Raw genomic sequence first — 20,730 nt, 5'->3', positions numbered from 1 at the left:
ACCCCGGTCTCACAGCCGGGTCACAGCCGGCGCGCAGGCGGCCCGCACGTTGGCTTTCTATTCATGACGCATGCCGGTGCCACCAGAAGTTGCTCTTAGGGAATCTTTATCCGCGCGCAGTGCTCGTCCCAATGTCGTAGCCGATAGTCGGACCATGACGACGACCCTGGCGCCGCCCGCCGCCGCCCGCCCCGCCGTGCGCGCCACGCCGCGGTGGTGGGCCGACGCCGGCGGCGCGGCGGTGGCGGTGAGCCTGCTCGTGGTCACCGCCCTGTGGGTCGCCAACCGCGGCCTGCAGGACATCGGCGGCGCCTGGCCCGACGCGTTCGACTCGCTCGGCCGCCTCACCGGGCTGCTCGCCTCGGACCTGCTGTTGCTGCAGGTGCTGCTGATGGCCCGGGTGCCGCTGGTGGAGCGCGCGTTCGGCCAGGACCGCCTGGCCCGCTGGCACCGCTGGACCGGGTTCAGCTCGTTCCACCTCATGCTGGCGCACGTCGTGCTCATCACCATCGGCTACGCCGGCAACGCGCACGTCAACGTGTTCGGCGAGCTGTGGGACCTCGTCGTGGACTACCCAGGGATGCTGCTGGCCGCCGCGGGCACGCTGCTGCTGGTGCTCGTGGTCGTCACGTCGATGCGGGCGGCCCGGCGCCGGCTGCGGTACGAGTCCTGGCACCTGCTGCACCTCTACGCCTACCTCGGCGTCGGTCTCGCGCTGCCGCACCAGATCTGGACCGGCGCCGACTTCACCGGCTCGGCGTGGGCCCGCGCCTACTGGTGGACGCTGTACGCCGTCTCGGCCGGCGCGGTCGTGATCTACCGGCTCGGGCTGCCGGCCTGGCGCAACTGGCGTCACCGGCTCGTCGTCGACCGGGTCGTGGCCGAGGGCCCGGGCCTCACCTCGGTGTACCTGCGCGGCCGCGACCTGGACCGGCTGCCGGTGCGGGCCGGGCAGTTCTTCCAGTGGCGGTTCCTGGACGGGCCGGGCTGGTCCCGCGCCCACCCGTACTCGCTGTCCGCGACGCCGCACACCGGCGTGCTGCGCATCACCGTCAAGGACCTCGGCGACGGCAGCAGCCGCGTCGCCGGGCTGCGGCCCGGCACCCGGGCGCTGATCGAGGGCCCGTACGGCAAGCTGACCGGCGAGCATCACACCGGAGGCCCGGTCGTCATGCTCGCCTGCGGCATCGGCGTCACCCCGCTGCTCGCCCTGCTCGGCGAGCTGCCCTTCGCACCGGGCCAGGCCACCCTCGTCTACCGGGCCCGCAGTGAGGCCGAGATCGCGTTCCGCGGCGAGCTGGACTGGCTGGCCCGCCACCGCGGCGTCCGGGTCGTGTACCTGCTCGGCCCCCGCGCCCGCCGGGCCTCGTGGCTGCCCGCCTCGGCCGCCGGGCTCACCGACGCGGAGGCGCTGCGCCGCGTCGCCCCGCACATCGCCGGCGCCGACGTGTACCTCTGCGGCCCCGACGCCTGGACCACCGCCGCCGAGGCCGCGGCCCGCACCGCCGGGACCGCCCCGCAGCGTATCCACACCGAACAGTTCGCCTGGTAGGAGCAAACCCTTGCGACGCATCACCCTCTGGCTGCTGTCCACGCTCGCCGCCGTGGTCCTCCTGTTCAGCTACCGCACCAGCCTCGGCGCGGCCACGCCCGCCTCCGGCACGGCGGCCGCGACCGGCACCGGCGGCGGCACCACGAGCACGACCACCACCAGCGGCGGCGGCAGCACGTACCAGGGCTCGGTCGCCTCCACCCGGTGGGGCGACGTCCAGGTCACCATCACCGTCGCCGACGGCAAGATCACCGCCGTGTCGGTGCCGGTCTACCCGAACGGCAACGGCAAGGACCGGCAGATCAACGCCCGGGCCCTGCCCGTCCTGACCCAGGAGACCATCGACGCGCAGAGCGCCCGCATCGACACGGTCTCCGGCGCCACCGTCACCAGCGACGGCTACATCGAGTCGCTGCAGGCCGCCCTCGACGCCGCCCACCTGTCATGAACCAGCGCGCCTTCGTCGAACAGATCATGGGCCTGCCGGTGAGCATCCACGTCCGCGGCGAGGAGCCCGGCGGCGCCGAGGTGGGGGACCGGGTGGCGGCCGTGTTCGCCGACCTGCGCCACGCCGACGCGGTGTTCAGCCCGTACCGCGACGACAGCGACCTGTCCCGCTGGGAGCGCGGCGAGCTGTCCGCCGGCGCCGCCGACCCGGCGTTCGCCGAGATGCTGGCCCTGTGCGACGAGGCCCGGGAGCGCACCGAGGGCTGGTTCGACCCGCGCGGGCTGCCCGACCCACGCACCGGCGCACCCCGCTTCGACCCGTCCGGGCTGGTGAAGGGCTGGGCCGTGCAGCGCGCCGCCGCGCATCTGCGGAGCCTGCCGCGGTACTCCTGGTGCCTCAACGCCGGCGGCGACGTCCTCGTCCACGCGCAGGAGGACCACCCGGCCTGGCGCATCGGCATCGAGGACCCCGACGACCCCGCCCGCCTGCTCCACGTGCTCGAGCGCCGCGGCGGTGCGGTCGCCACCTCCGGCACCGCCCGCCGCGGCAGGCACATCCTCGACCCGTACACCCGCCGCCCCGCCGCCGCCGTCCGCTCGGTCACGGTCACCGGCCCGGACCTGCTGTGGGCCGACGTCTACGCCACCGCCGCCGCGGCCCGCGGCCCCCGATCCCTGGCGTGGCTGGAGACCCTCGACGGCCACGCTGCGCTGCTGGTCGGCGCCTCCGGCCTGTGCCAGGTCACCCCCGGCTGGCCGGCCGGGGGGTGAGGCTGGTCAGCGGGCGGCTGGCGACCCGGTCGGCGCCGCTCAGCTCCCGGTCCAGGGTCTCCTGCGCGTCGCGCATCGCCTCGGCGTACCGCGGCTCGGCGAGCCGTCGCAGGCCCACCTCGGGTGCCACCTCCTCGACCACCGTGCTGATCCACCAGATGTTGCCGAACGGGTCACGCACCCGGCCGCCCCGCTGACCAAAGGCCTGGGTGGCCGGCGCGGTGACCACGCGGGCCCCTGCGGCGACCGCGCGCCCGATCGCCGCGTCGGCGTCGGCGACGAAGACCCGCAGCAGCGACGGCATGACCGGCCAGTCCGGCCGCCGGTCGAAGGCGAGCAGGATGGTGTCGCCGACGCGGATCTCGGCGTGGCCGATGGTCCCGTCCTCCAGCCCCACCCGTCCCAGCTCGACCCCGTCGAACACCGCGGTGATGAAGTCCAGCAACTGCCCGGTGTCCGGCGTGACGATCCACGGCGCGACGGTCGTGTATCCATCTGGTGCGGTGCTGCGCATGACGAGTCTCCCTCGTGTCGGAACAACTGCGCCCACGGTAGATCCCGTATAGGCCAGTTTCTGTCCTGGTCGAGGAGCACACTGGCAGTCGTGTCCGACGCCCGTGCCCGGCTGCTGTCCCTGCTCTCGCTGCTGCAGACCCCTCGGCTGTGGCCGGGAAGCGAACTGGCGCAGCGCCTCGGGGTGTCCGGCCGGACCGTGCGGCGCGACATCGACCGGCTGCGGGAGCTGGGGTATCCGGTGCACGCCGAGCAGGGTGGGCTGGGCGGGTACCGGCTGACGGCCGGCGCGGCGATGCCGCCGTTGCTGCTGCAGGACGATGAGGCGGTCGCCGTGGCCATCGGGCTGCGCACGGCGGCGGCGCAGCCGGTGGCCGGGGTGGACGAGGCAACGGTGCGGGCGATGGGCAAGCTGCTGCAGGTGCTGCCGGCCCGGCTGCGCCGCAGGGTCGACACGCTGGCCTCCTCCACCGTGGCCCACCCGTTCTCCCTGGCCGCCGAGCTGGTGGACCCCGACGCGCTGGTCGTCGCGGCCACGGCGATCGCCAACCACGAGCGGCTGCGGTTCCGCCACCGTGACGAGGGCCGGCACGTCGAGCCGCGCGCCCTGGTCACGGCGGGGCGGCGCTGGTACCTGCTCGCGTTCGACCTCGACCGCGACGACTGGCGGACCTTCCGGCTGGACCGGGTTACCGGGCTCGCCCCGACCGGTGCCCGGGCGGCCCCGAGGGAGGTGCCCGGCGGGGACGTCGCCGCCTTCGTCGCCGGCCGGGCCATGCAGATGGCTCCGGCATACCCGGCCGACGTGGTGATCCACGCACCGGCGGCGCTCGTGGCGGACCGCCTCGGCGGGCCGCCGCCGGGCACCCTCACCGATCAGCCGGACGGTACCTGCCGGTGGCTCGCGCCGCCGGACACCGTGGAATGGCATGCGCTGCGGCTGGCGTCGATCGGGCTGCCGTTCGAAGTCAGCGGCCCGGCGCAGCTGGTCGACTACCTCAGATCAACCGCCGCGCTGTTCCACGCCGCCACGGCGGGACCGGCCCGCCGCGGGGCGCGGGAGACCGGCCGCGGGGCCTGAGTGCGGCCCGGCAGTCGTCGATCCGACAGGCGGCACCCCTACCGGCCGGTTGCGCGGCATGATCTGAAGCCGTGACCCGACTGCTGCTCGTGCGAAGCGAGCCGGCGTCGGCCGCGGCGCTGGCCGGGGCGCTGCGCGGAGAGGCCTTCGACGTGCGGGTCGAGGGCACCGGGGCCGGGGCGCTGCTGGACCTGCACGAGCACGGCGCCGACGTGGTGCTGCTCGACGCGGCCCTGCCCGACCTGGCCGGGGCCGAGCTGTGCCGGGAGCTGCGGGCCCGGTCGAGCGCGGGCATCGTGGTGCTGGGCGCCCGCCCCAGCGTGGACGACGCGGTGCTGGCCCTGGAGCGCGGCGCCGACGACTACCTGGCGAAGCCCTACGGGGTGCGGGAGCTCGTCGCCCGGATCCGAGCCGTCGAGCGGCGGTGCCGGGCCGGCGGCCGGGACGACCGGCCCGGGGTGCTCACCGCCGGGCCGCTGCGCCTGGACGCCGGCGCGGTCACGGCCAGCCTGGGCGGGCGGCCGCTCGACCTGCCGCTCAAGGAGTTCCAGCTGCTCGAGGCGCTGGTGCGCAACGCCGGGCGGACGCTCGGGCGCGAGCAGCTGCTCGCCACGGTATGGGGCGGGCCCGGGGAGGCCAGCAACACCCTCAGCGTGCACGTCAAGCGGCTGCGGGCCAAGCTCGAGGCGGACCCGGCCGCGCCGCGGCACCTGCTCACGGTCCGCGGCGTCGGCTACCGCTACCTGCCGTGACTCGACAGCGCTAGCGGGCCTCGGCCGGCTTGCGGCCGACGGCGGCCAGCACCTCCGGGACGGGCTCCACGCCGATGTCCCGCGGGTCCGGGTGCCAGTCGGTGACCGGCACGACGCCCGGGTCGAGCAGCTCGAGCCCGTCGAGGAGATGGCCGATCTGCTCCGCCGTGCGCAGGCGCAGCGGGGTCGACGTGCGCTCGTAGGCGGCGGTCATGACGTCGCCGTCCTCGCGCCGGGGCGGCGGCGACCCGTGCGACAGCGCGACGTAGCTGCCCGGCGCGACCGCGTCGCGGAATCGGGCCACGATGCCGGCCGGGTCGTCGGCGTCGGGCACGAAGTGCAGCACCGCCATGAGCAGCACGGCGACCGGCCGGTCGAGCTCGAGCAGGCCGGTCACCTCCGGGTGGTGCAGGATGTCGCCCGGCCGGCGCACGTCGCCGACCATCGCGGTGGCGCGGTCGTTGCCGGTCAGAATCGCCCGGCCGTGGGCCACGGCGACGGCGTCGACGTCGACGTACACGACCCGGGCATCCGGCGCGGCCGCCTGGGCCACCTCGTGCACGCAGGCCAGCGCCGGGATGCCGGAGCCGACGTCGAGGAACTGGCGCACGCCCTCGGACACCAGCCGGCGCACGACCCGGCCCAGGTAGGCGCGGTTGGCCAGGCCGACCTGCCGCGCGTTGGGCACCATGGCGACCACGCGCTCGACCATGTCCCGGTCGGCCGCGAAGTTGTGGAAGCCGCCCAGCGAGTAGTCGTACATCCGCGCGGCGTTCGGAACGCTGATGTCGATGCCCTCGGGGGCCCACTCAGGCCGCGTCATGCCATCCTCACCTTCCGTATTCCTGAGGACGAACTTAGACGGTGCGGACGCGATGGGCCAGGTGCTCGATGCGCGGCAGGGTCCACTGTGGATCAGGTCACCGTGACGCCGGTGGCGTTTTCCCCGCTATGGAGCAGCGCGCCAGGCCACCGGCGCCTGGCGCGGCGACATTGCGCGCCCGGGCGCCTGCCGTCCGGCCGACGGCCCCGCTCCCGCCGCCCCCAATTCGGCGGAGCGGGGCCGTCGCGCGCCGGCGATGCGAACATTCAGGACTTGCGCAGCGCGTCGCGGACCTTGTCGAACAGCGCCAGCGGCGGGCCGAACACGATGTTGGCCGTCGCGGACTCGCCCGCGGACGGATGCGGACGGGTCGGGGCCGCCTGCTCCGCCGCCTCGAACACCGACGCCATCCGCTGCAGCCGCTCGGGGCCCACGTGGCTGCGCAGCAGCGGGAACTCCTCGCGCTCCTCGTTCGTGGCGTGTGCCACGACGTTCTCCGCGAGCAGGGTCAGCCGGTCGTTGAACTCCGGGTGGTCCACACCCAGGTCGTAGAGGTCCGACAGCGTCCGCTTGGCCTCCGCCTCCTCGTGCAGCCGCTCGTCGACGATCCGCTCGTTACCCTCGCCGATCGCCTTGCGCGCGGCCGGGTGCACGAGCTGTTCCTCCGCGCTCTCGTGCACCGCGAGCAGCCGGACGAGGTCGTAGAACTGCTCGCGCTTGCGGTCGCCCTGCGCCGCGGCCACCCGGCTGAACAGGGCCTTGATCTCCTCGTGCTGGGCGAGCAGGACGTCGACGACGTCCCGCTGGTGCACCTGCGTCACGATCACCACATCCTTCGGTAGGCCCCGGCGAGTACCCGCGGGCCGGGGCCGTGAACAATTCCCGGGCACGGCGCCGGGCCGACGGCCCGGATTGTTTCCGGATGAGCCGCAGGGGTAGTCGGCCCGTATCAGCCAGGGGATGGCCGAGCGGGGGAGCGCGCAGTGAAGGCAGTGGTGTGGCACGGCAAGCGCGACGTGCGGGTGGACACCGTGCCCGACCCGCGCATCGAGCTGGCCAACGACATCGTCGTCAAGGTGACCTCGACCGGCATCTGCGGCTCCGACCTGCACCTGTACGAGCTGCTCGGCCCGTTCATGGCCGAGGGTGACATCCTCGGCCACGAGCCGATGGGCATCGTGGAGGAGGTCGGCCAGGACATCACCAACGTGCACCCCGGCGACCGGGTCGTCATCCCGTTCAACATCGCGTGCGGGCACTGCTGGATGTGCGAGCGCGGGCTGATGAGCCAGTGCGAGACGACCCAGGTCCGCCGCGAGGCCAAGGGTGCCGCGCTGTTCGGCTACACCCGGCTCTACGGGCAGGTCCCCGGCGGGCAGGCCGAGTACCTGCGGGTGCCCCAGGCGCAGTTCGGGCCCATCGTGGTACCGCAGGGCCCGCCCGACGACCGGTTCGTGTACCTCTCCGACGTGCTGCCCACCGCGTGGCAGGCGGTCGAGTACGCCGACGTGCCCGAGGGCGGCACCCTCGCCATCCTCGGCCTCGGCCCCGTCGGCGACATGGCCGCCCGGGTGGCCTGGCACCGCGGCTACCGCGTCATCGGCGTCGACCGCGTGCCCGAGCGCCTCGCCCGGGCCCGCGCCAACCGCATCGAGGTCGTCGACCTTGACGCCCACGACGACGTGGCCGGGGTGCTGCGCGAGATGACCGGCGGCCGCGGCCCCGACTCGGTGGTCGACGCCGTCGGCATGGAGGCGCACGGCTCGCCCGCCGGCAAGCTGGCCCAGACCATGGTGGGCCTGCTGCCGGACCTGGTGGCGGAGAAGTTCATCGACAAGGCCGGCGTCGACCGGCTGGCGGCGCTGCACCTCGCCATCGACGCGGTGCGGCGCGGCGGCACCATCTCCGTGTCCGGGATGTACGGCGGAACCGCGGATCCGCTGCCGATGATGGCCCTGTTCGACAAGCAGATCCAGCTGCGCATGGGCCAGGCCAACGTGAAGCGCTGGATCGACGACATCATGCCGCTGCTCAGCGACGACGACCAGCTCGGCGTCGACGGCTTCGCCACCCATCACGCGCCGCTGGACGCCGCCCCGCAGGCCTACGAGGCGTTCCAGGAGAAGCGCGACGGCACGGTCAAGGTCCTGCTGCGGCCGTGACCCGCCCCGGTGTCAGGCGCGCGTGAGGACGTCCACCGACGGCAGGTCGCGGTGGGCGTGGTGGACCTCGACGATGCCGGCCAGGGCGTCGCGGCCCGGCGCCCGGTACGCGCCGGTGAGCAGCCGCGTCGCGTCCGCCCGGTGCTCGTCGGAGTCCAGCCAGTGCAGCTCCCGGCCGACCACCAGCGCGTAGGCTGGCAGTCCGGCCTCGAGCTCGGCCCCGGCCTCGTACGCCACCACCAAGGGCGCGATCGCGAACTTCACCGCCGGGCTGGCCCAGCTGCTCGGCGACCGCGGCATCCGCGTCAACGCCGTCGCGCCCGGCCCGATCTGGACGCCGCTGATCCCCGCGACGATGCCGCCGGAGCGGGTCGAGCAGTTCGGCAGGAACACGCCGCTCGGGCGGCCGGGCCGGCCGGGCGAGCTCGCCCCGGTGTACGTGCTGCTCGCCTCCGACGAGGGCAGCTACGTCTCCGGCGCGGTCGTCCCGGTCACCGGGGGCGAGCCGATTCTCTGACCGCCGCCGGCTTTCGGGGCCCGTCCCACCGGGGTGGGCCCCATTTCGCTGTGCAAATGCTTGCGATCTTGGTCGCAGAAATTGCAGCACGCGATCCCCGAAATTGACGCAGAATCGGTCGCGAATAGCGCTCCCATCCGTGTCGCCTGACCGCCTGAGCTGGGCTAATCGCAGCGTAAGCACTCAGTATCGAGGGTGTGGTCGCGCGTGAATGCCGTCGAGTTTTTGCAACAAGCGCTGGACTTCTGACGTAGGGAGTTCTACTGTCTGCGTCACGCCCCTCCGCTCGGCGTCACGCGCGGGCAATCCAGACGTAACAAATGCCTTTCCGGAATCCGTACATCCGAAGGGATCGATCGATGCCGATAAGAGCACTCCGGGTCGCGCTGGCGATCGGGCTCGTGGCCGGGCTGGCCGCGGGCTGCGGGGACGACAAGGACGACAAGGGCTCGGCCGACGGCAGCGCCACCATCGTGGTGGACTGCCCGCCCCAGAAGACCGACAACGGCGGCAAGTCGCTCGAGCTGTGGAACGCCGACGTCGCCGCCTTCCAGAAGGAGCACCCCGGCGTCACCATCAAGACCGTCTCGGTCGGCAGCCAGTGCGACAACCCGCCGGACTTCACCGCCCGGCTGCAGGGCGGCACCCAGGCCGACATCTTCTACGGCTACATGACCGACCTCGACCAGGTCCTCGACGCCGGCGCGGCCGAGGACATCACGAAGTACGTCACCGCCGACACCATCCCCAACTGGGACAAGCTGCTGCCCACCATCAAGGACCCGTTCATCGACAACGGGAAGATCTACGGCATCGGCTACGCCGGCTACGGCCTCGGCCTGGTCGTCAACAAGAACCTGTTCAAGCAGGCCGGACTCGACCCGGCCAAGCCTCCGGCGACGTGGCAGGAGGTCGCCGCCGCGGCCAAGAAGATCGCGGCGCTGGGCAACGGGATCGCCGGCTACCAGGAGTACAGCGCGGGCAACACCGGCGGCTGGCACTTCTCCGCCAGCCTCTACTCCCGCGGCGGCTCCGTGGTGAGCGACGACGGCAAGAAGGCCGCGTTCAACACCGACCAGGGCAAGGCCGTCCTGCAGAACCTGCACGACATGCGGTTCACCGACAACAGCGTCGGGGAGAAGCAGCTGCTGCAGTGGGCCGACCTGCTCACCAACGCCGGGGCCGGCAAGGTCGGCATGTACATCGGCGCCCCCGACACCATCAAGTCCATCGTCACCCAGTTCAAGGGCAAGTACGAGGACTGGGCCATCGGCCCGATGCCCGGCGACAACGGCCCGGCCAAGGCCACCCTCGGCGGCGGCAGCGGCTACTTCTTCAAGAAGGGCCTGAGCCCGGCGCAGATCAAGGCCGGCCTGCAGTGGATCGCCTACGAGAAGCTCACCCCCGGCCGTGGCGACTTCGACTACGTCGCGCAGAAGGGCTTCGGCGTGCCCGTCGGCCTGCCCGAGCCGCTCATCTGGAAGCCCGGCAGCGACGTGCAGCAGCAGGACGACCAGCTCAAGAAGGCCAACAGCAACCTCAACCTGGCCGACTACGCGCCGTACGCGAACAGCCCGGTCACCATCAAGACCGAGCCGCCGCGGGCCCAGGCCATCTACGCCGTGCTCGACGCCGCAATGTCCGCCGCGCTGACCCAGGCGGGCGCGGACATCCCGGCCCTGCTGAGCACGGCCGAGCAGAAGGTCAACACGATCCTCGCCCAGGAGTCCTGAGTGGCGGGCGCGGGCCGGGTAGCCGGCCTGGACAACCCGGCCCGCGCCGCCATGTGGCGCAAGACGGTGCACAACCTCACCGGGCACTCGTTCCTCGCCGGCGCGGTGGTGTGCTTCGCGGTCTTCTCGTGGTACCCGATGGTGCGCGAGTTCATCATGAGCTTCCAGCGCACCCGGCGCGGCGTCACCACCTGGGTCGGCTGGCACAACTACGAGCGCGTCTGGCACGACCCGAGCTTCTTCGCGGCGTGGCGCAACACCGCCATGTTCACGCTGCTGGCCCTGCTCATCGGGTACGCGCTGCCGTTCTTCATCGCGGTGCTGCTCAACGAGCTGCGCCACGCCCGCGGGTACCTGCGGGCCGTGGTGTACCTGCCGGTGATGCTGCCGCCGGCCTCGGCGCTGCTGCTGTTCCGCTACGCCTACGACCCCGGCGACGCCGGCATCTTCAACTACCTGCTGCACGCGGTGCACCTGCCGACGTCGCAGTGGGTCCAGTCGACGGCGATGACGACCCCCTCGCTCGTCATCGCCTCGACCTGGATGAACGTCGGAAGTTCCATTCTGGTGTACCTCGCGGCACTCCAGAACATCCCCGGTGAGCTCTACGAGGCGGCCGAGCTCGACGGTGCCGGGCTGCTGCGCCGGCTGTGGCACGTCACCGTCCCGCAGACCAGGCTCATCCTGTCGCTGATGTTCCTGCTGCAGGTGGTCGCGACCATGCAGGTCTTCATCGAGCCGCTGATCCTGGCCGGCGGGGCCGGCGTGCAGGACTCGGCGACCTCGGTGGTCTACCTGATGTACCAGCACGCGTTCAGGCAGAACGACCTCAACGGCGCCGCCGCGCTCGGCGTCATGCTGATGGTCGTCCTGGCCGGCTTCTCCGTCGCCTACGCGCGGCTCAGCCCCCGGCAGGACTAGGAGTGTCCACAGTGGAAAGCGCCGCCCGCACCCTGATCTCGCCGGCCCGCCTGCGCCGCCCGGCCGCCCGCCGCGCCTACTGGACCATCGTCGTGCTGGTCGTCATCCTGTTCACGGTCGTGTTCACCGGGCCGCTGTACTGGATGGTCACCGGCGCGCTGAAGTCCGGCCCGGAGGTGGCCCAGGTCCCGCCGACGCTGTACCCGCAGCACCCGCAGCCGGGCAACTACGCGGAGGCCTGGACCGCCCTGAGCCTCGGCCGGCTGCTGCTCAACACGGCGTGGTACGCCTTCGGGGCCCTCGCCTTCCAGCTGGTCCTCGACGTCGCCGCCGCCTACGCGTTCTCCAAGCTGCGCCCGGTGTTCGGCAACGCGCTGCTGGGGCTCATGCTGGCCACGCTGATGATCCCCTCGACCGTGCTGGTCATCCCGCAGTACGTCACCGTCATCGACCTGCCCCTGGTGCACTGGAACATGCTCGACTCGCCGTGGGCGATCTGGCTGCCCGCGGTCACCAACGCCTTCAACATCTTCCTGCTCAAGCGGTTCTTCGACTCCATACCGCAGGACCTCATGGCGGCCGCCGCCATCGACGGCGCCGGGCCCCTGCGCACGCTGTGGTCGATCGTCCTGCCCATCTCCCGCCCGATCCTCGGCGTCATCTCGATCTTCTCGCTGACGGCCATCTGGAAGGACTTCCTGTGGCCGCTGCTGGTCGAGCCGTCGAGCGACACCCGCACCGTCAACGTGGGCATCTACGCGTTCTCGCAGGGCCTCACCCAGAACGTGGTGATCGCCGGCGCCGTCATCGCCGCCGTGCCCACCGTCGTGTTCTTCCTCATCTTCCAGAAGAACATCATGTCCGGCCTGACCACCGGCAGCCTCAAGGGCTGATCCCCTCCAGGAGACTTCTGATGTCCCATTCCGCGATGCCGCGCGCCCTGTTCACGGTCGCCGCCGTCGGTGCCGCCGTGCTCGTGCCGACCGCGGCCGACGCCAAGACCACGCCGCCGGGCGCCGACGTGCCCTTCACCACCTACGAGGCCGAGACCGCCGCCACGAACGGCACCCGGATCGGCCCCGGCAACGCCTTCACCCGCATCGAGGCCGAGGCCTCCGGCCGCCGCGCGGTCGCCCTCAAGGCCGGGCAGTACGTCGAGTTCACCCTGCTCGGCAAGGCCGACGCGGTGAACGTGCGCTACTCGGTGCCCGACGGCGCCGCCGACGCCCCGCTGCACGTCTCCGCGGGCGGCCGGCAGCTGGCCGACCTGACCCTGACCGCGCGCTACTCGCACGTGTACGGCAACTACCCGTACACCAACGACCCGGCCGACGGCGGCGAGCACCACTACTTCGACGACGTCCACGCCCTGCTGGGCCGCACCCTGCCGGCCGGCACCCGGGTCCGGCTCACCGCGTCCGCCCCCGTCGTGGTCGACCTGGCCGACTTCGAGCAGGCCGGCCCGGCCCGCGCGATGCCCGCCGGGTACCTGAGCGCCGCCGGTTTCGGCGCCGACCCGACCGGCGCCCAGGACTCCGGCCCCGCCATCCAGGCCGCCATCGACGCCGGGTCGGCGCAGGGCCGCGGCGTCTGGCTGCCGGCCGGCACCTACCGGGTCCACCAGCAGCTGGTCGTGGACAAGGTCACGGTCCGCGGCGCCGGCCCGTGGTACACCGTGCTGCGTGGCCCCGGCGTCGGCGTCTTCGGCCGCTTCGCGCCCACGCCCAGCAGCGACGTGCACCTCGCCGACTTCGCCATCGCCGGGGACACCACCGTCCGCGACGACTCCACCTCCGACAGCGGCCTCGGCGGCTCCCTGGGCGGCGGGTCCACCGTGGACAACGTCTGGGTCGAGCACACGAAGGTCGGCATGTGGTTCGACGGGCCCGCTGATGGCCTGACCGTCTCCCACGCCCGCATCCAGGACACCATGGCCGACGGCATCAACCTGCACAACGGCGTCAGCCACACCACCATCCGCGACACGTTCGTGCGCAACACCGGCGACGACGGCATGGCCATGTGGTCCGACGCCAACGCCGACCACGACAACGCCTTCGTCCACGACACCGTCGTCGCGCCGCTGCTGGCCAACGGGTTCGCCGTCTACGGCGGCCGGGACAACGCGGTCACCGACAGCGTGGCCGCCGACGCGGTCACCCAGGGCGGCGGCGTGCACGTCGGCAACCGGTTCGGCGCGGTACCGCTGGCCGGCACCACGACCATCGCCCGCAACGTGCTGCTGCGCGACGGCAACCTGGTGCCCAACCAGCCGGAGGAGATCGGCGCGCTGTGGTTCTACGCCGCCGACGCCCCGATGACCGGCGCGGTCGACGTGCACGACATGTCCATCGTCGACAGCCCGTTCTCGGCGGTGCAGTTCTACGGCAAGCCGATCAGCAACGTCACCCTGGACCGGGTGGCGATCGTGCGGGCCGGCACGTTCGCGGTGCAGCTGCAGTCGCCCGGCTCGGCCCGGTTCACCAACGTCGTCGCGGTGGGCGTCGGCGTGGCCGGCCGCTACGACTGCGCGAGCGGCTTCGACGTGGTCCGCGGCCCCGGCGACCTCGGCTGGTCCTCCAGCCGGTGCGGGTTCCCGCCGGCCGGCGCGCTGCATCTCAGCGCGGACGCCCTGGAGTTCGCCAGCCTGCCGCTGCACGGGTCGGCCACCCAGAACCTGCGGATCACCAACCCCGGCCCCGACCCGGTCACCGTTCGCTCGATCAAAGGCTCGGAGGGGTACACCGCCGGCGGCTCCTGCACCACCATCGCCGTCGGCGCCACCTGCACCGTCCCGGTCACCTTCGCCCCGCCCCGCGCGGGCGTCTTCGCCGGCAAGCTCACCATCGACAGCACCTCGCCCGCCGGGCCGTACGTGGTCGCCCTGCACGGCGTCGGCTTCGACCCGGACGGCAACCTGGCGCTGGGCCAGCAGATCACCTCGAGCTCCCAGGCGCTGTCCTGGCTCGGGCCGGTCAACCTCGTCGACGGGGACCCCGGCACGTACTTCGAGAGCGCCAACAACGCCTTCCCGCAGACCGTCACCCTCGACCTCGGCGCCCAGCGCGCCGTCGACCGGATCGTCCTGCGGCTGCCGGCCAACTGGGGCGGGCGGACCGAGACCATCGCGGTCGCCGCCGACGGGGCCGCACTCGTCCCCGCCGCGGACTACGAGCTCAACCCCGATACCGGCAACGCGATCACCATCACCTTCCCGTCGACCACGGTGCGCACCCTCACGCTGACCTTCACCGGGAACACCGGATGGCCGGCGGCGCAACTGTCCGAGTTCGAGGTCTACGCGCACTGATTCGTGATTGGAGGACACCCCCTATGTACCGCAGACGCCTGATCGCCGCGGCGGCCGCCACCGCCGCGGTGGTCCTCGGCACCGCCGTCGCCCTCGCCACCCGGCCCGCGGACGCCGCCACGTCCGTCTTCGAGGCCGAGAGCGCAACCCTGTCCGGCGGCGCCGCCGTCGCGACCGACCACACTGGATACACCGGGTCCGGCTTTGTCGGCGGCTATACCGACGGCAACAAGGGCAACGCCGCCACCACCTTCAAGTCGGTGCCGGCCGCCAACCAGCTCGTGCTGCGCTACGCCAACGGCACCGGGTCGACGATGACCGTTTCGCTGTACGTGAACGGGGCCAAGCTGCGCCAGATCCAGCTCCCGGCCACGGTGAACTGGGACACGTGGGGGACCGAGACCGAATCGGTCAGCCTCACCGGATCCGCCAACACCATCGCGTACAGGTTCGATTCCACCGACTCCGGCAACGTCAACCTCGACAGCCTGACCGTCGCGCAGGTCAGCCAGTACGAGGCCGAGTCGGCCGCGCTGTCCGGCGGCGCGGCCGTCGCGACCGACCACAGTGGATACACCGGTAGCGGCTTCGTCGGCGGCTACACGGATGGCAACAAAGGCAACGCGTCCACCACCTTCACCGTCCCGGCCGCGAGCCAGCTGGTGCTGCGTTATGCCAACGGGACCGGGTCGGCAAAGACGCTCTCGCTGTACGCGAATGGAGCCAAGCTACGACAGATCTCGCTGCCGGCCACGGCCAACTGGGACACGTGGGGGACCGAGACCGAGGCGGTCAACCTCACGGGCGCCAGCAACACGGTCGCCTACAAGTTCGATGCCACCGACTCCGGCAACGTCAATCTGGACAATCTGGTCGTCAGTGGCACGCCGGCGTCCCCGACACCCAGTCCGACCGGTAGCACCGGCGGCGGTCAGGCCTACGAGGCCGAGACCGGGTTCGTCTCCGGCGGGGCGACGGTGTCCGGGGGAGTGGTCACCGGGCTGACCAGCACCGGGGCGCGGGTCATCGTGTCCGTGAACGTGCCGTCCGCCGGGAACTACGCCGTCGGGCTGCGCTACACGAACTCGACCGGGGCGGCGCGGACGCTGTCGCAGTACGTCAACGGGACCAAGAGCGCGCAGGTGAGCCTGGCGGCCGGGTCCGGGACGCTGACGAACAACCAGACGCTCGCGCTGCGGGGCGGGCTCAACCTCATCGGGTGGCAGGTCGACTCCGGGGACAGCGGCGGGGTCAACCTCGACGCGGTGACCGTCACCGGGGGCACCGCGCTGGCGAGCCGGGGGGCGACCGTGCCCTATACCGAGTTCCGGGCCGCCGACCAGACCACCAACGGCAGCAAGCTCGCGGCCGGCCGCACCTACCTGACGATGGCCAGCGAGGCGACGGGCCGGCAGGCGGTCCAGCTCACCGCGACCGGGCAATACGTGCAGTTCACGCTGACCCAGCCGGCCAACGCGCTCACCATCCGGTACTCCATCCCGGACAGCTCCGACGGGGCCGGGGCCAGCGCGCCGATCTCGCTCTACGCCAACGGCAGCCACGTGCAGGACATCACCCTCACGTCGCGCTACTCGTGGGCGTACGGGGCGTACCCGTACACCAACGTCCCGAGCCAGGGCTCCGCGCACCACTTCTTCGACGAGACCCGCGCGCTCATCGGCAGCTGGCCGGCCGGCACCGTCCTGAAGCTGCAGAAGGACGCGGCCGACACGGCGAGCAGCTACACCATCGACGTCGTCGACGCCGAGCAGGCCGACGCCGCCTACGCCATGCCGGCGAACTTCGTCGCGGTGACGAGCTACGGCGCCACCGCCGGGGACGGCTCCGACGACACCGGCGCGTTCAACAGCGCCGTCGCCGCGGCCCGCGCGGCCGGCAAGGGGGTGTGGATCCCGGCGGGGACGTTCGACATCACCAGCCGGATCAACCTCGCGGGCGTCGCGGTGCGGGGCGCCGGCCAGTGGTACACGACCGTGAAGGGCCGCAACGGCAAGGGCGGCTTCTTCGCCACCGGCTCGGGCGTCACCATCGCCGACCTGACCATGTCCGGGGACGTGACGTACCGCGACGACGCCGGCTTCGACACCGGCATCGAGGGCAACTTCGGCACCGGCTCGCTGCTCTTCGCCGTGCGCATCGAGCACACCAAGGTCGGCATGTGGATCGACTCCGGCACCAACGGCCTGTACGCCGCCGGGATCCGCATCGCCAACACGTTCGCCGACGGGGTCAACCTGCACGCCAACGTGCAGAACACCCGGGTCGACCAGTCCACGGTGCGCAACACCGGCGACGACGCCCTGGCCATGTTCTCCGAGGGCACCGCGGTCACCGGCTGCTCGTTCACCTTCGACACCGTGCAGACCCCGCTGCTGGCCAACGCCGTGGGCATCTACGGCGGCGCGAACAACTCGGTGACCGACAGCCTGCTGTCCGACACCGTCACCGGCTCGGCCGGCATCGCGGTCAGCAGCCGCTTCGGCATCCCCTTCAGCGGCCCGACCACGGTCGCCCGCAACACGCTGACCCGCACCGGCGGCTACGAGCCGAACTGGCAGACCAACCTCGGCGCGCTGTGGGTCTTCGCCGACCAGTCCGACATCACCACGCCCGTCACCGTCTCCGACACGTCCATCGTGGACAGCACCTACCAGGCCGTGCTGCTCAGCTACGGCCACCGCATCGGCAACCTGCTGCTGGACCACGTGGGCATCGCCGGCGCCGGCACGTGGGGCATCGACGTCTACAACGTGACCGGCGCGGCCACGGCCAACTACGTGACCGTCACCGGGGCCGCCGCCGGCGGGCTCAACAACCCCGGTGGCTTCCCGATCACCCGCGGGCCCGGCAACTCCGGCTGGTAACCCTCACAACCCTTGCAAGGAGCGACGATCCATGCCTGCAACCGGCTGGTGGCGCACCGCCGCCATCTACCAGATCTACCTGCGCAGCTTCGCCGACGGCGACGGGGACGGCGTCGGCGACCTCGCGGGGCTCCGGCTCCGGCTGCCGTACCTGCGGGACCTGGGCGTGGACGCGCTCTGGCTGACGCCGTGGAACGTCTCCCCGATGGCCGACGGCGGCTACGACGTGGCCGACTACCGCGACATCGACCCGCTCTTCGGCACCCTTGCCGACGCGGAGGCCTTCGTCGCCGAGGCGCACGAGGCGGGCATCCGGGTGCTCGTCGACCTCGTGCCCAACCACTGCTCCGACCAGCACCGGTGGTTCCGGGAGGCGCTCGCCGCGCCTCCCGGGTCCCCGGCCCGGCAGCGGTTCTGGTTCCGGCCCGGCCGCGGCCCGCACGGCGCCGAGCCGCCCAACGACTGGCGCTCCTACTTCGGCGGCCCGGCCTGGACCCGGGTCCCCGACGGGGAGTGGTACCTGCACATGTTCGCCCCGCAGCAGCCCGACCTCAACTGGGAGCACCCCGAGGTGCGGGCCGAGTTCGAGGACGTGCTGCGGTTCTGGTTCGACCGCGGCGTCGACGGCTTCCGCATCGACGTCGCCCACGGGCTGATGAAGACGCCGGGCCTGCCCGACGTCGGCCCCGAGCCTGACCCGGCGGACCTGCCGTACCAGGACCACGAGGACGTCCACGAGATCTATCGTGCGTGGCGGCGCATCGCCGACTCCTACCCGGACCCGCGGGTCTTCGTGGGTGAGGTCTGGCTGCCGACCACCGCGCAGTTCGTCCGCTACCTGCGCCCCGACGAGCTGCACTCGGCCTTCAACTTCGAGTTCCTGTGCTGCGCGTGGGAGTCCAACGCGATCCGCAAGACGATCGACGACACCCTCGACACGCACCGGCTGATCGGCGCGCCGCCGACCTGGGTGCTGTCCAACCACGACACGATCCGGCACGTGACGCGGTACGGCCGGGAGGACACCACCTTCGCGCTCGACGCCCGCCGCCACGGCGCCCCCACCGACCTGGCCCTGGGCCGGCGCCGGGCCCGGGCGGCCGCCCTGCTCACCCTCGCCCTGCCCGGCGGGGTCTACGTCTACCAGGGCGACGAGCTGGGCCTGGCCGAGGTCGCGGACATCCCCGAGGACCGCATCCAGGACCCGACCTGGGAGCGCTCCGGGCACACCGACCGCGGCCGCGACGGCTGCCGGGTCCCGCTGCCGTGGTCGGGGACCGAGGCGCCGTTCGGCTTCTCGCCCGGCGGCGCCGCCGAGCCCTGGCTGCCGCAGCCCGCGACCTGGCGGGAGTTCACGGTCGAGGCGCAGGAGGCCGACCAGGGTTCCATGCTGCACCTGTACCGCACGGGCCTGCACCTTCGCCGCGAGGCGCTCGCCGGCCTCGAGGACGACCCGGTGTGGCTGGCGACCGACGACGGTGTCCTGGCGTTCCGCCGCGGCGACGGCTTCGCCTGCGTCGTGAACTTCACCGCCGCGCCGGTCCGCCTGCCGGAGCACCGGTCGGTGCTGCTGGCCAGCGCCCCGGTCGCCGGCGGCCACCTGCCCGCCGACGCCTGCGCCTGGCTGCGGCTCTGATCTGACGCAGCCCCTGGGCGGCCGCCGGCTCGGCTCGAGCGCGCCGACCACCGCGGGCCCGGCCACGATTGCAAGAATCGTGGTCGGGCCCGCAAGCGTTTGCAGGCCCCTACGCGGGGCAGGCGGCGGTCGAGTCCCGCACGATGAGCTCCGGCTCGAACAGCTCCTCCTCCAGCGGCACCGGCCGCCGCTCGATCTGCGCCACCAGCGAGTTCACCGCGGCCACCCCGATCGCCTGGATCGGCTGGCGCACCGTGGTCAGCGGCGGGTCCATCATCGGCATGTAGACCGAGTCGTCGAAGCCCACCACCGACAGCTGCTCCGGCACCCGCAGCCCCTGCTTGCGGGCGCCGCGGATGGCCCCGAGGGCGAGCGTGTCGCTGGCGCAGACCACCCCGGTCGCCCCGGCCGCCAGCAGCGGCGCCACCGCGGTCTGCCCGCCGGCGATGGAGAACATGGTGTGCGCGACCAGCCGCTGCCGGTCGGCGCCGTCGACCAGCCGCCGGAACTCGGCCAGCTTGCGTTCCGACGGCACGTGCCCGCGCGGGCCGACGATGAGCCCGATCCTCTTGTGGCCGAGGTCGCGCAGGTGCTGCACGGCGAGGTCCACCGCGACCGCGTCGTCGACGGCGATCCGCGGCGCACCCGCGTTCTCGTCCGCCTCGTTGATGAGCACGATCGGCAGCTTGCGGGCCCGCAGCGCCTTGGTCTGCTCCGGCCCGGCGTCGGCGTAGCTCGCCCCGACGAAGACGATCCCGGCCACCTTGCGGGCCAGCAGCATCTCGATGTAGTGCGCCTCCGACACCCCGTCGGCCGTGCGGGTGCACAGCACCGGGATGAGGTTGCGCCGCACCAGCGCACCGGCCATCGCCTCCGCGTAGGCCGGGAAGATCGGGTTGTGCAGGTCGGGCAGCACCATGCCGACGAGGCTGCCGAGCTCCCGCCGGTGCCGGGTGGGCCGCTGGTAGCCGAGCACGTCCAGCGCGGTCAGCACGGCGTTGCGGGTGTCCTCCCCGATCCCGGGCACGTCGCGCAGCACCCGGCTCACGGTCGCCTCGCTGTACCCCGCGTACTTCGCCACCTCGGAGAGCCTCGTCACCCCAGCATCGTACGTCCGCGGAAAGAACCGTCGCCAGAGCCGCAAGAACCCGTCAAGGACAGGCTCTGGTCACGAGCAGAAGTCGCGGGCGAGGCGGGTCAGGACGTCGGCGGCGGTCAGGGTGCCGGAGCGGCTCACCCACTCGACGTCGGCGTGGGCGCCGTCGCCCTCCGGGCCGTAGAGGACCGTCGGGATGCCGGCGGCCGACAGGAAGGCGGAGTCGGCCCAGTACGACAGCGGGACCGTCGTCGTGCCCGGGCCCGCGGCGGCGAGCAGCGCGGACACGATCGGGGCGTTGGCGAGGACATCGACGCCGTTGCCGCCGGCCCGCGGGCTCTGACCGACGCCGCTGTGCTCGCGCACGCCGCGCAGGCCGGTCGCCTCGTCGTCGTAGGCGCCGATTTCCTCGAGCTCCATCAGGGTGGACCAGAACCGGTCGGTGCGGGTCATGCGGTACTCCCTTCCGTGCTGACGAGGACGACGACCGGGTCGGCGGCGACGTCGAGCGCGGCGCGCCGGCCGGGATCG

At 72.6% G+C, this 20,730-nt stretch carries 18 protein-coding genes and 1 pseudogene; 13 read left to right on the top strand and 6 right to left on the bottom strand.

Annotated features, from left to right (window positions below; all coding sequences use genetic code 11):
- The first annotated feature begins 154 nt into the window (after window positions 1-154).
- The 3 genes from ABD352_RS53900 to ABD352_RS53890 are packed head-to-tail and all read left to right on the top strand — an operon-like array spanning window position 155 to window position 2,770.
- The gene (locus ABD352_RS53900; RefSeq protein ID WP_344620469.1) at window positions 155-1,552 is read left to right on the top strand and encodes a ferredoxin reductase family protein; all 1,398 of its coding nucleotides are present in this window, start codon (window positions 155-157) and stop codon (window positions 1,550-1,552) included.
- Between the two features lie 10 nt (window positions 1,553-1,562).
- Window positions 1,563-2,000 (top strand): FMN-binding protein, encoded by a 438-nt coding sequence (locus tag ABD352_RS53895; protein WP_344620468.1) that lies wholly within the window; start codon window positions 1,563-1,565, stop codon window positions 1,998-2,000.
- Complete coding sequence (locus ABD352_RS53890; RefSeq protein ID WP_344620467.1) at window positions 1,997-2,770, top strand: FAD:protein FMN transferase; 774 nt, start codon at window positions 1,997-1,999, stop codon at window positions 2,768-2,770. Before ABD352_RS53895 ends, ABD352_RS53890 begins: the two co-directional genes overlap by 4 nt.
- Here ABD352_RS53890 and ABD352_RS53885 read toward each other — a convergent pair.
- A complete protein-coding gene (locus ABD352_RS53885; protein WP_344620466.1) occupies window positions 2,742-3,284 on the bottom strand; it encodes a VOC family protein in 543 nt (180 codons plus the stop codon). The two genes, ABD352_RS53890 and ABD352_RS53885, sit on opposite strands and share 29 nt — an antisense overlap.
- Window positions 3,285-3,374: 90 nt before the next feature.
- Here ABD352_RS53885 and ABD352_RS53880 point away from each other — a divergent pair, with 90 nt between their 5' ends.
- Together ABD352_RS53880 and ABD352_RS53875 are read left to right on the top strand one after the other, a co-directional pair.
- Window positions 3,375-4,364 (top strand): helix-turn-helix transcriptional regulator, encoded by a 990-nt coding sequence (locus ABD352_RS53880; protein WP_344620465.1) that lies wholly within the window; start codon window positions 3,375-3,377, stop codon window positions 4,362-4,364.
- A gap of 71 nt (window positions 4,365-4,435) precedes the next feature.
- A complete protein-coding gene (locus tag ABD352_RS53875) occupies window positions 4,436-5,116 on the top strand; it encodes a response regulator transcription factor (protein WP_344620464.1) in 681 nt (226 codons plus the stop codon).
- A 10-nt stretch (window positions 5,117-5,126) separates the two neighbouring features.
- On the opposite strand, the gene ABD352_RS53870 is transcribed toward ABD352_RS53875, so the two are convergent.
- On the bottom strand, window positions 5,127-5,939 hold the full coding sequence (locus ABD352_RS53870) for an SAM-dependent methyltransferase (protein WP_344620463.1): 813 nt from the start codon (window positions 5,937-5,939) through the stop codon (window positions 5,127-5,129).
- A gap of 266 nt (window positions 5,940-6,205) precedes the next feature.
- Entirely contained in the window at window positions 6,206-6,760 is a 555-nt protein-coding gene (locus ABD352_RS53865; RefSeq protein WP_344620462.1) for a hemerythrin domain-containing protein, read from the bottom strand.
- A gap of 162 nt (window positions 6,761-6,922) precedes the next feature.
- Between ABD352_RS53865 and ABD352_RS53860 the strand changes: the two genes are divergently transcribed.
- Window positions 6,923-8,101: a zinc-dependent alcohol dehydrogenase gene (locus tag ABD352_RS53860; protein ID WP_344620461.1), complete on the top strand. Its 1,179-nt coding sequence runs from the start codon at window positions 6,923-6,925 to the stop codon at window positions 8,099-8,101.
- 12 nt (window positions 8,102-8,113) lie between these two features.
- On the opposite strand, the gene ABD352_RS53855 is transcribed toward ABD352_RS53860, so the two are convergent.
- Window positions 8,114-8,401 (bottom strand): hypothetical protein, encoded by a 288-nt coding sequence (locus tag ABD352_RS53855; RefSeq protein ID WP_344620460.1) that lies wholly within the window; start codon window positions 8,399-8,401, stop codon window positions 8,114-8,116.
- Here ABD352_RS53855 and ABD352_RS53850 point away from each other — a divergent pair.
- The 7 genes and pseudogenes from ABD352_RS53850 to ABD352_RS53820 all read left to right on the top strand — a co-directional run.
- Window positions 8,331-8,618 (top strand): annotated as a pseudogene (locus ABD352_RS53850) (SDR family oxidoreductase); the annotation flags it as partial. The gene ABD352_RS53855 and the pseudogene ABD352_RS53850 overlap by 71 nt on opposite strands.
- A gap of 359 nt (window positions 8,619-8,977) precedes the next feature.
- A complete protein-coding gene (locus ABD352_RS53845; RefSeq protein WP_344620459.1) occupies window positions 8,978-10,351 on the top strand; it encodes an ABC transporter substrate-binding protein in 1,374 nt (457 codons plus the stop codon).
- Between the two features lie 51 nt (window positions 10,352-10,402).
- Window positions 10,403-11,272: a carbohydrate ABC transporter permease gene (locus ABD352_RS53840; protein WP_344620476.1), complete on the top strand. Its 870-nt coding sequence runs from the start codon at window positions 10,403-10,405 to the stop codon at window positions 11,270-11,272.
- 2 nt (window positions 11,273-11,274) lie between these two features.
- Complete coding sequence (locus ABD352_RS53835) at window positions 11,275-12,165, top strand: carbohydrate ABC transporter permease (RefSeq protein WP_344620458.1); 891 nt, start codon at window positions 11,275-11,277, stop codon at window positions 12,163-12,165.
- A 20-nt stretch (window positions 12,166-12,185) separates the two neighbouring features.
- A complete protein-coding gene (locus ABD352_RS53830; RefSeq protein ID WP_344620457.1) occupies window positions 12,186-14,582 on the top strand; it encodes a choice-of-anchor D domain-containing protein in 2,397 nt (798 codons plus the stop codon).
- A 23-nt stretch (window positions 14,583-14,605) separates the two neighbouring features.
- Entirely contained in the window at window positions 14,606-17,467 is a 2,862-nt protein-coding gene (locus ABD352_RS53825) for a carbohydrate-binding protein (RefSeq protein WP_344620456.1), read from the top strand.
- Window positions 17,468-17,498: 31 nt separating this feature from the next.
- Window positions 17,499-19,103: a glycoside hydrolase family 13 protein gene (locus ABD352_RS53820; protein WP_344620455.1), complete on the top strand. Its 1,605-nt coding sequence runs from the start codon at window positions 17,499-17,501 to the stop codon at window positions 19,101-19,103.
- A gap of 109 nt (window positions 19,104-19,212) precedes the next feature.
- Here ABD352_RS53820 and ABD352_RS53815 read toward each other — a convergent pair whose 3' ends face one another.
- Window positions 19,213-20,202, bottom strand: a complete 990-nt coding sequence (locus ABD352_RS53815) for a LacI family DNA-binding transcriptional regulator (protein WP_344620454.1) — start codon at window positions 20,200-20,202, stop codon at window positions 19,213-19,215.
- Window positions 20,203-20,271: 69 nt separating this feature from the next.
- Complete coding sequence (locus ABD352_RS53810) at window positions 20,272-20,652, bottom strand: M20/M25/M40 family metallo-hydrolase (protein WP_344620453.1); 381 nt, start codon at window positions 20,650-20,652, stop codon at window positions 20,272-20,274.
- Between the last annotated feature and the right edge of the window lie 78 nt (window positions 20,653-20,730).

Origin of the sequence: Dactylosporangium salmoneum, from assembly GCF_039532525.1 — a bacterium.
Taxonomy (GTDB): Bacteria; Actinomycetota; Actinomycetes; order Mycobacteriales; family Micromonosporaceae; genus Dactylosporangium; species Dactylosporangium salmoneum.
The sequence above is the reverse complement of the archived record's forward strand: the minus strand, read 5'-3'. Positions and strand labels throughout refer to the sequence as shown.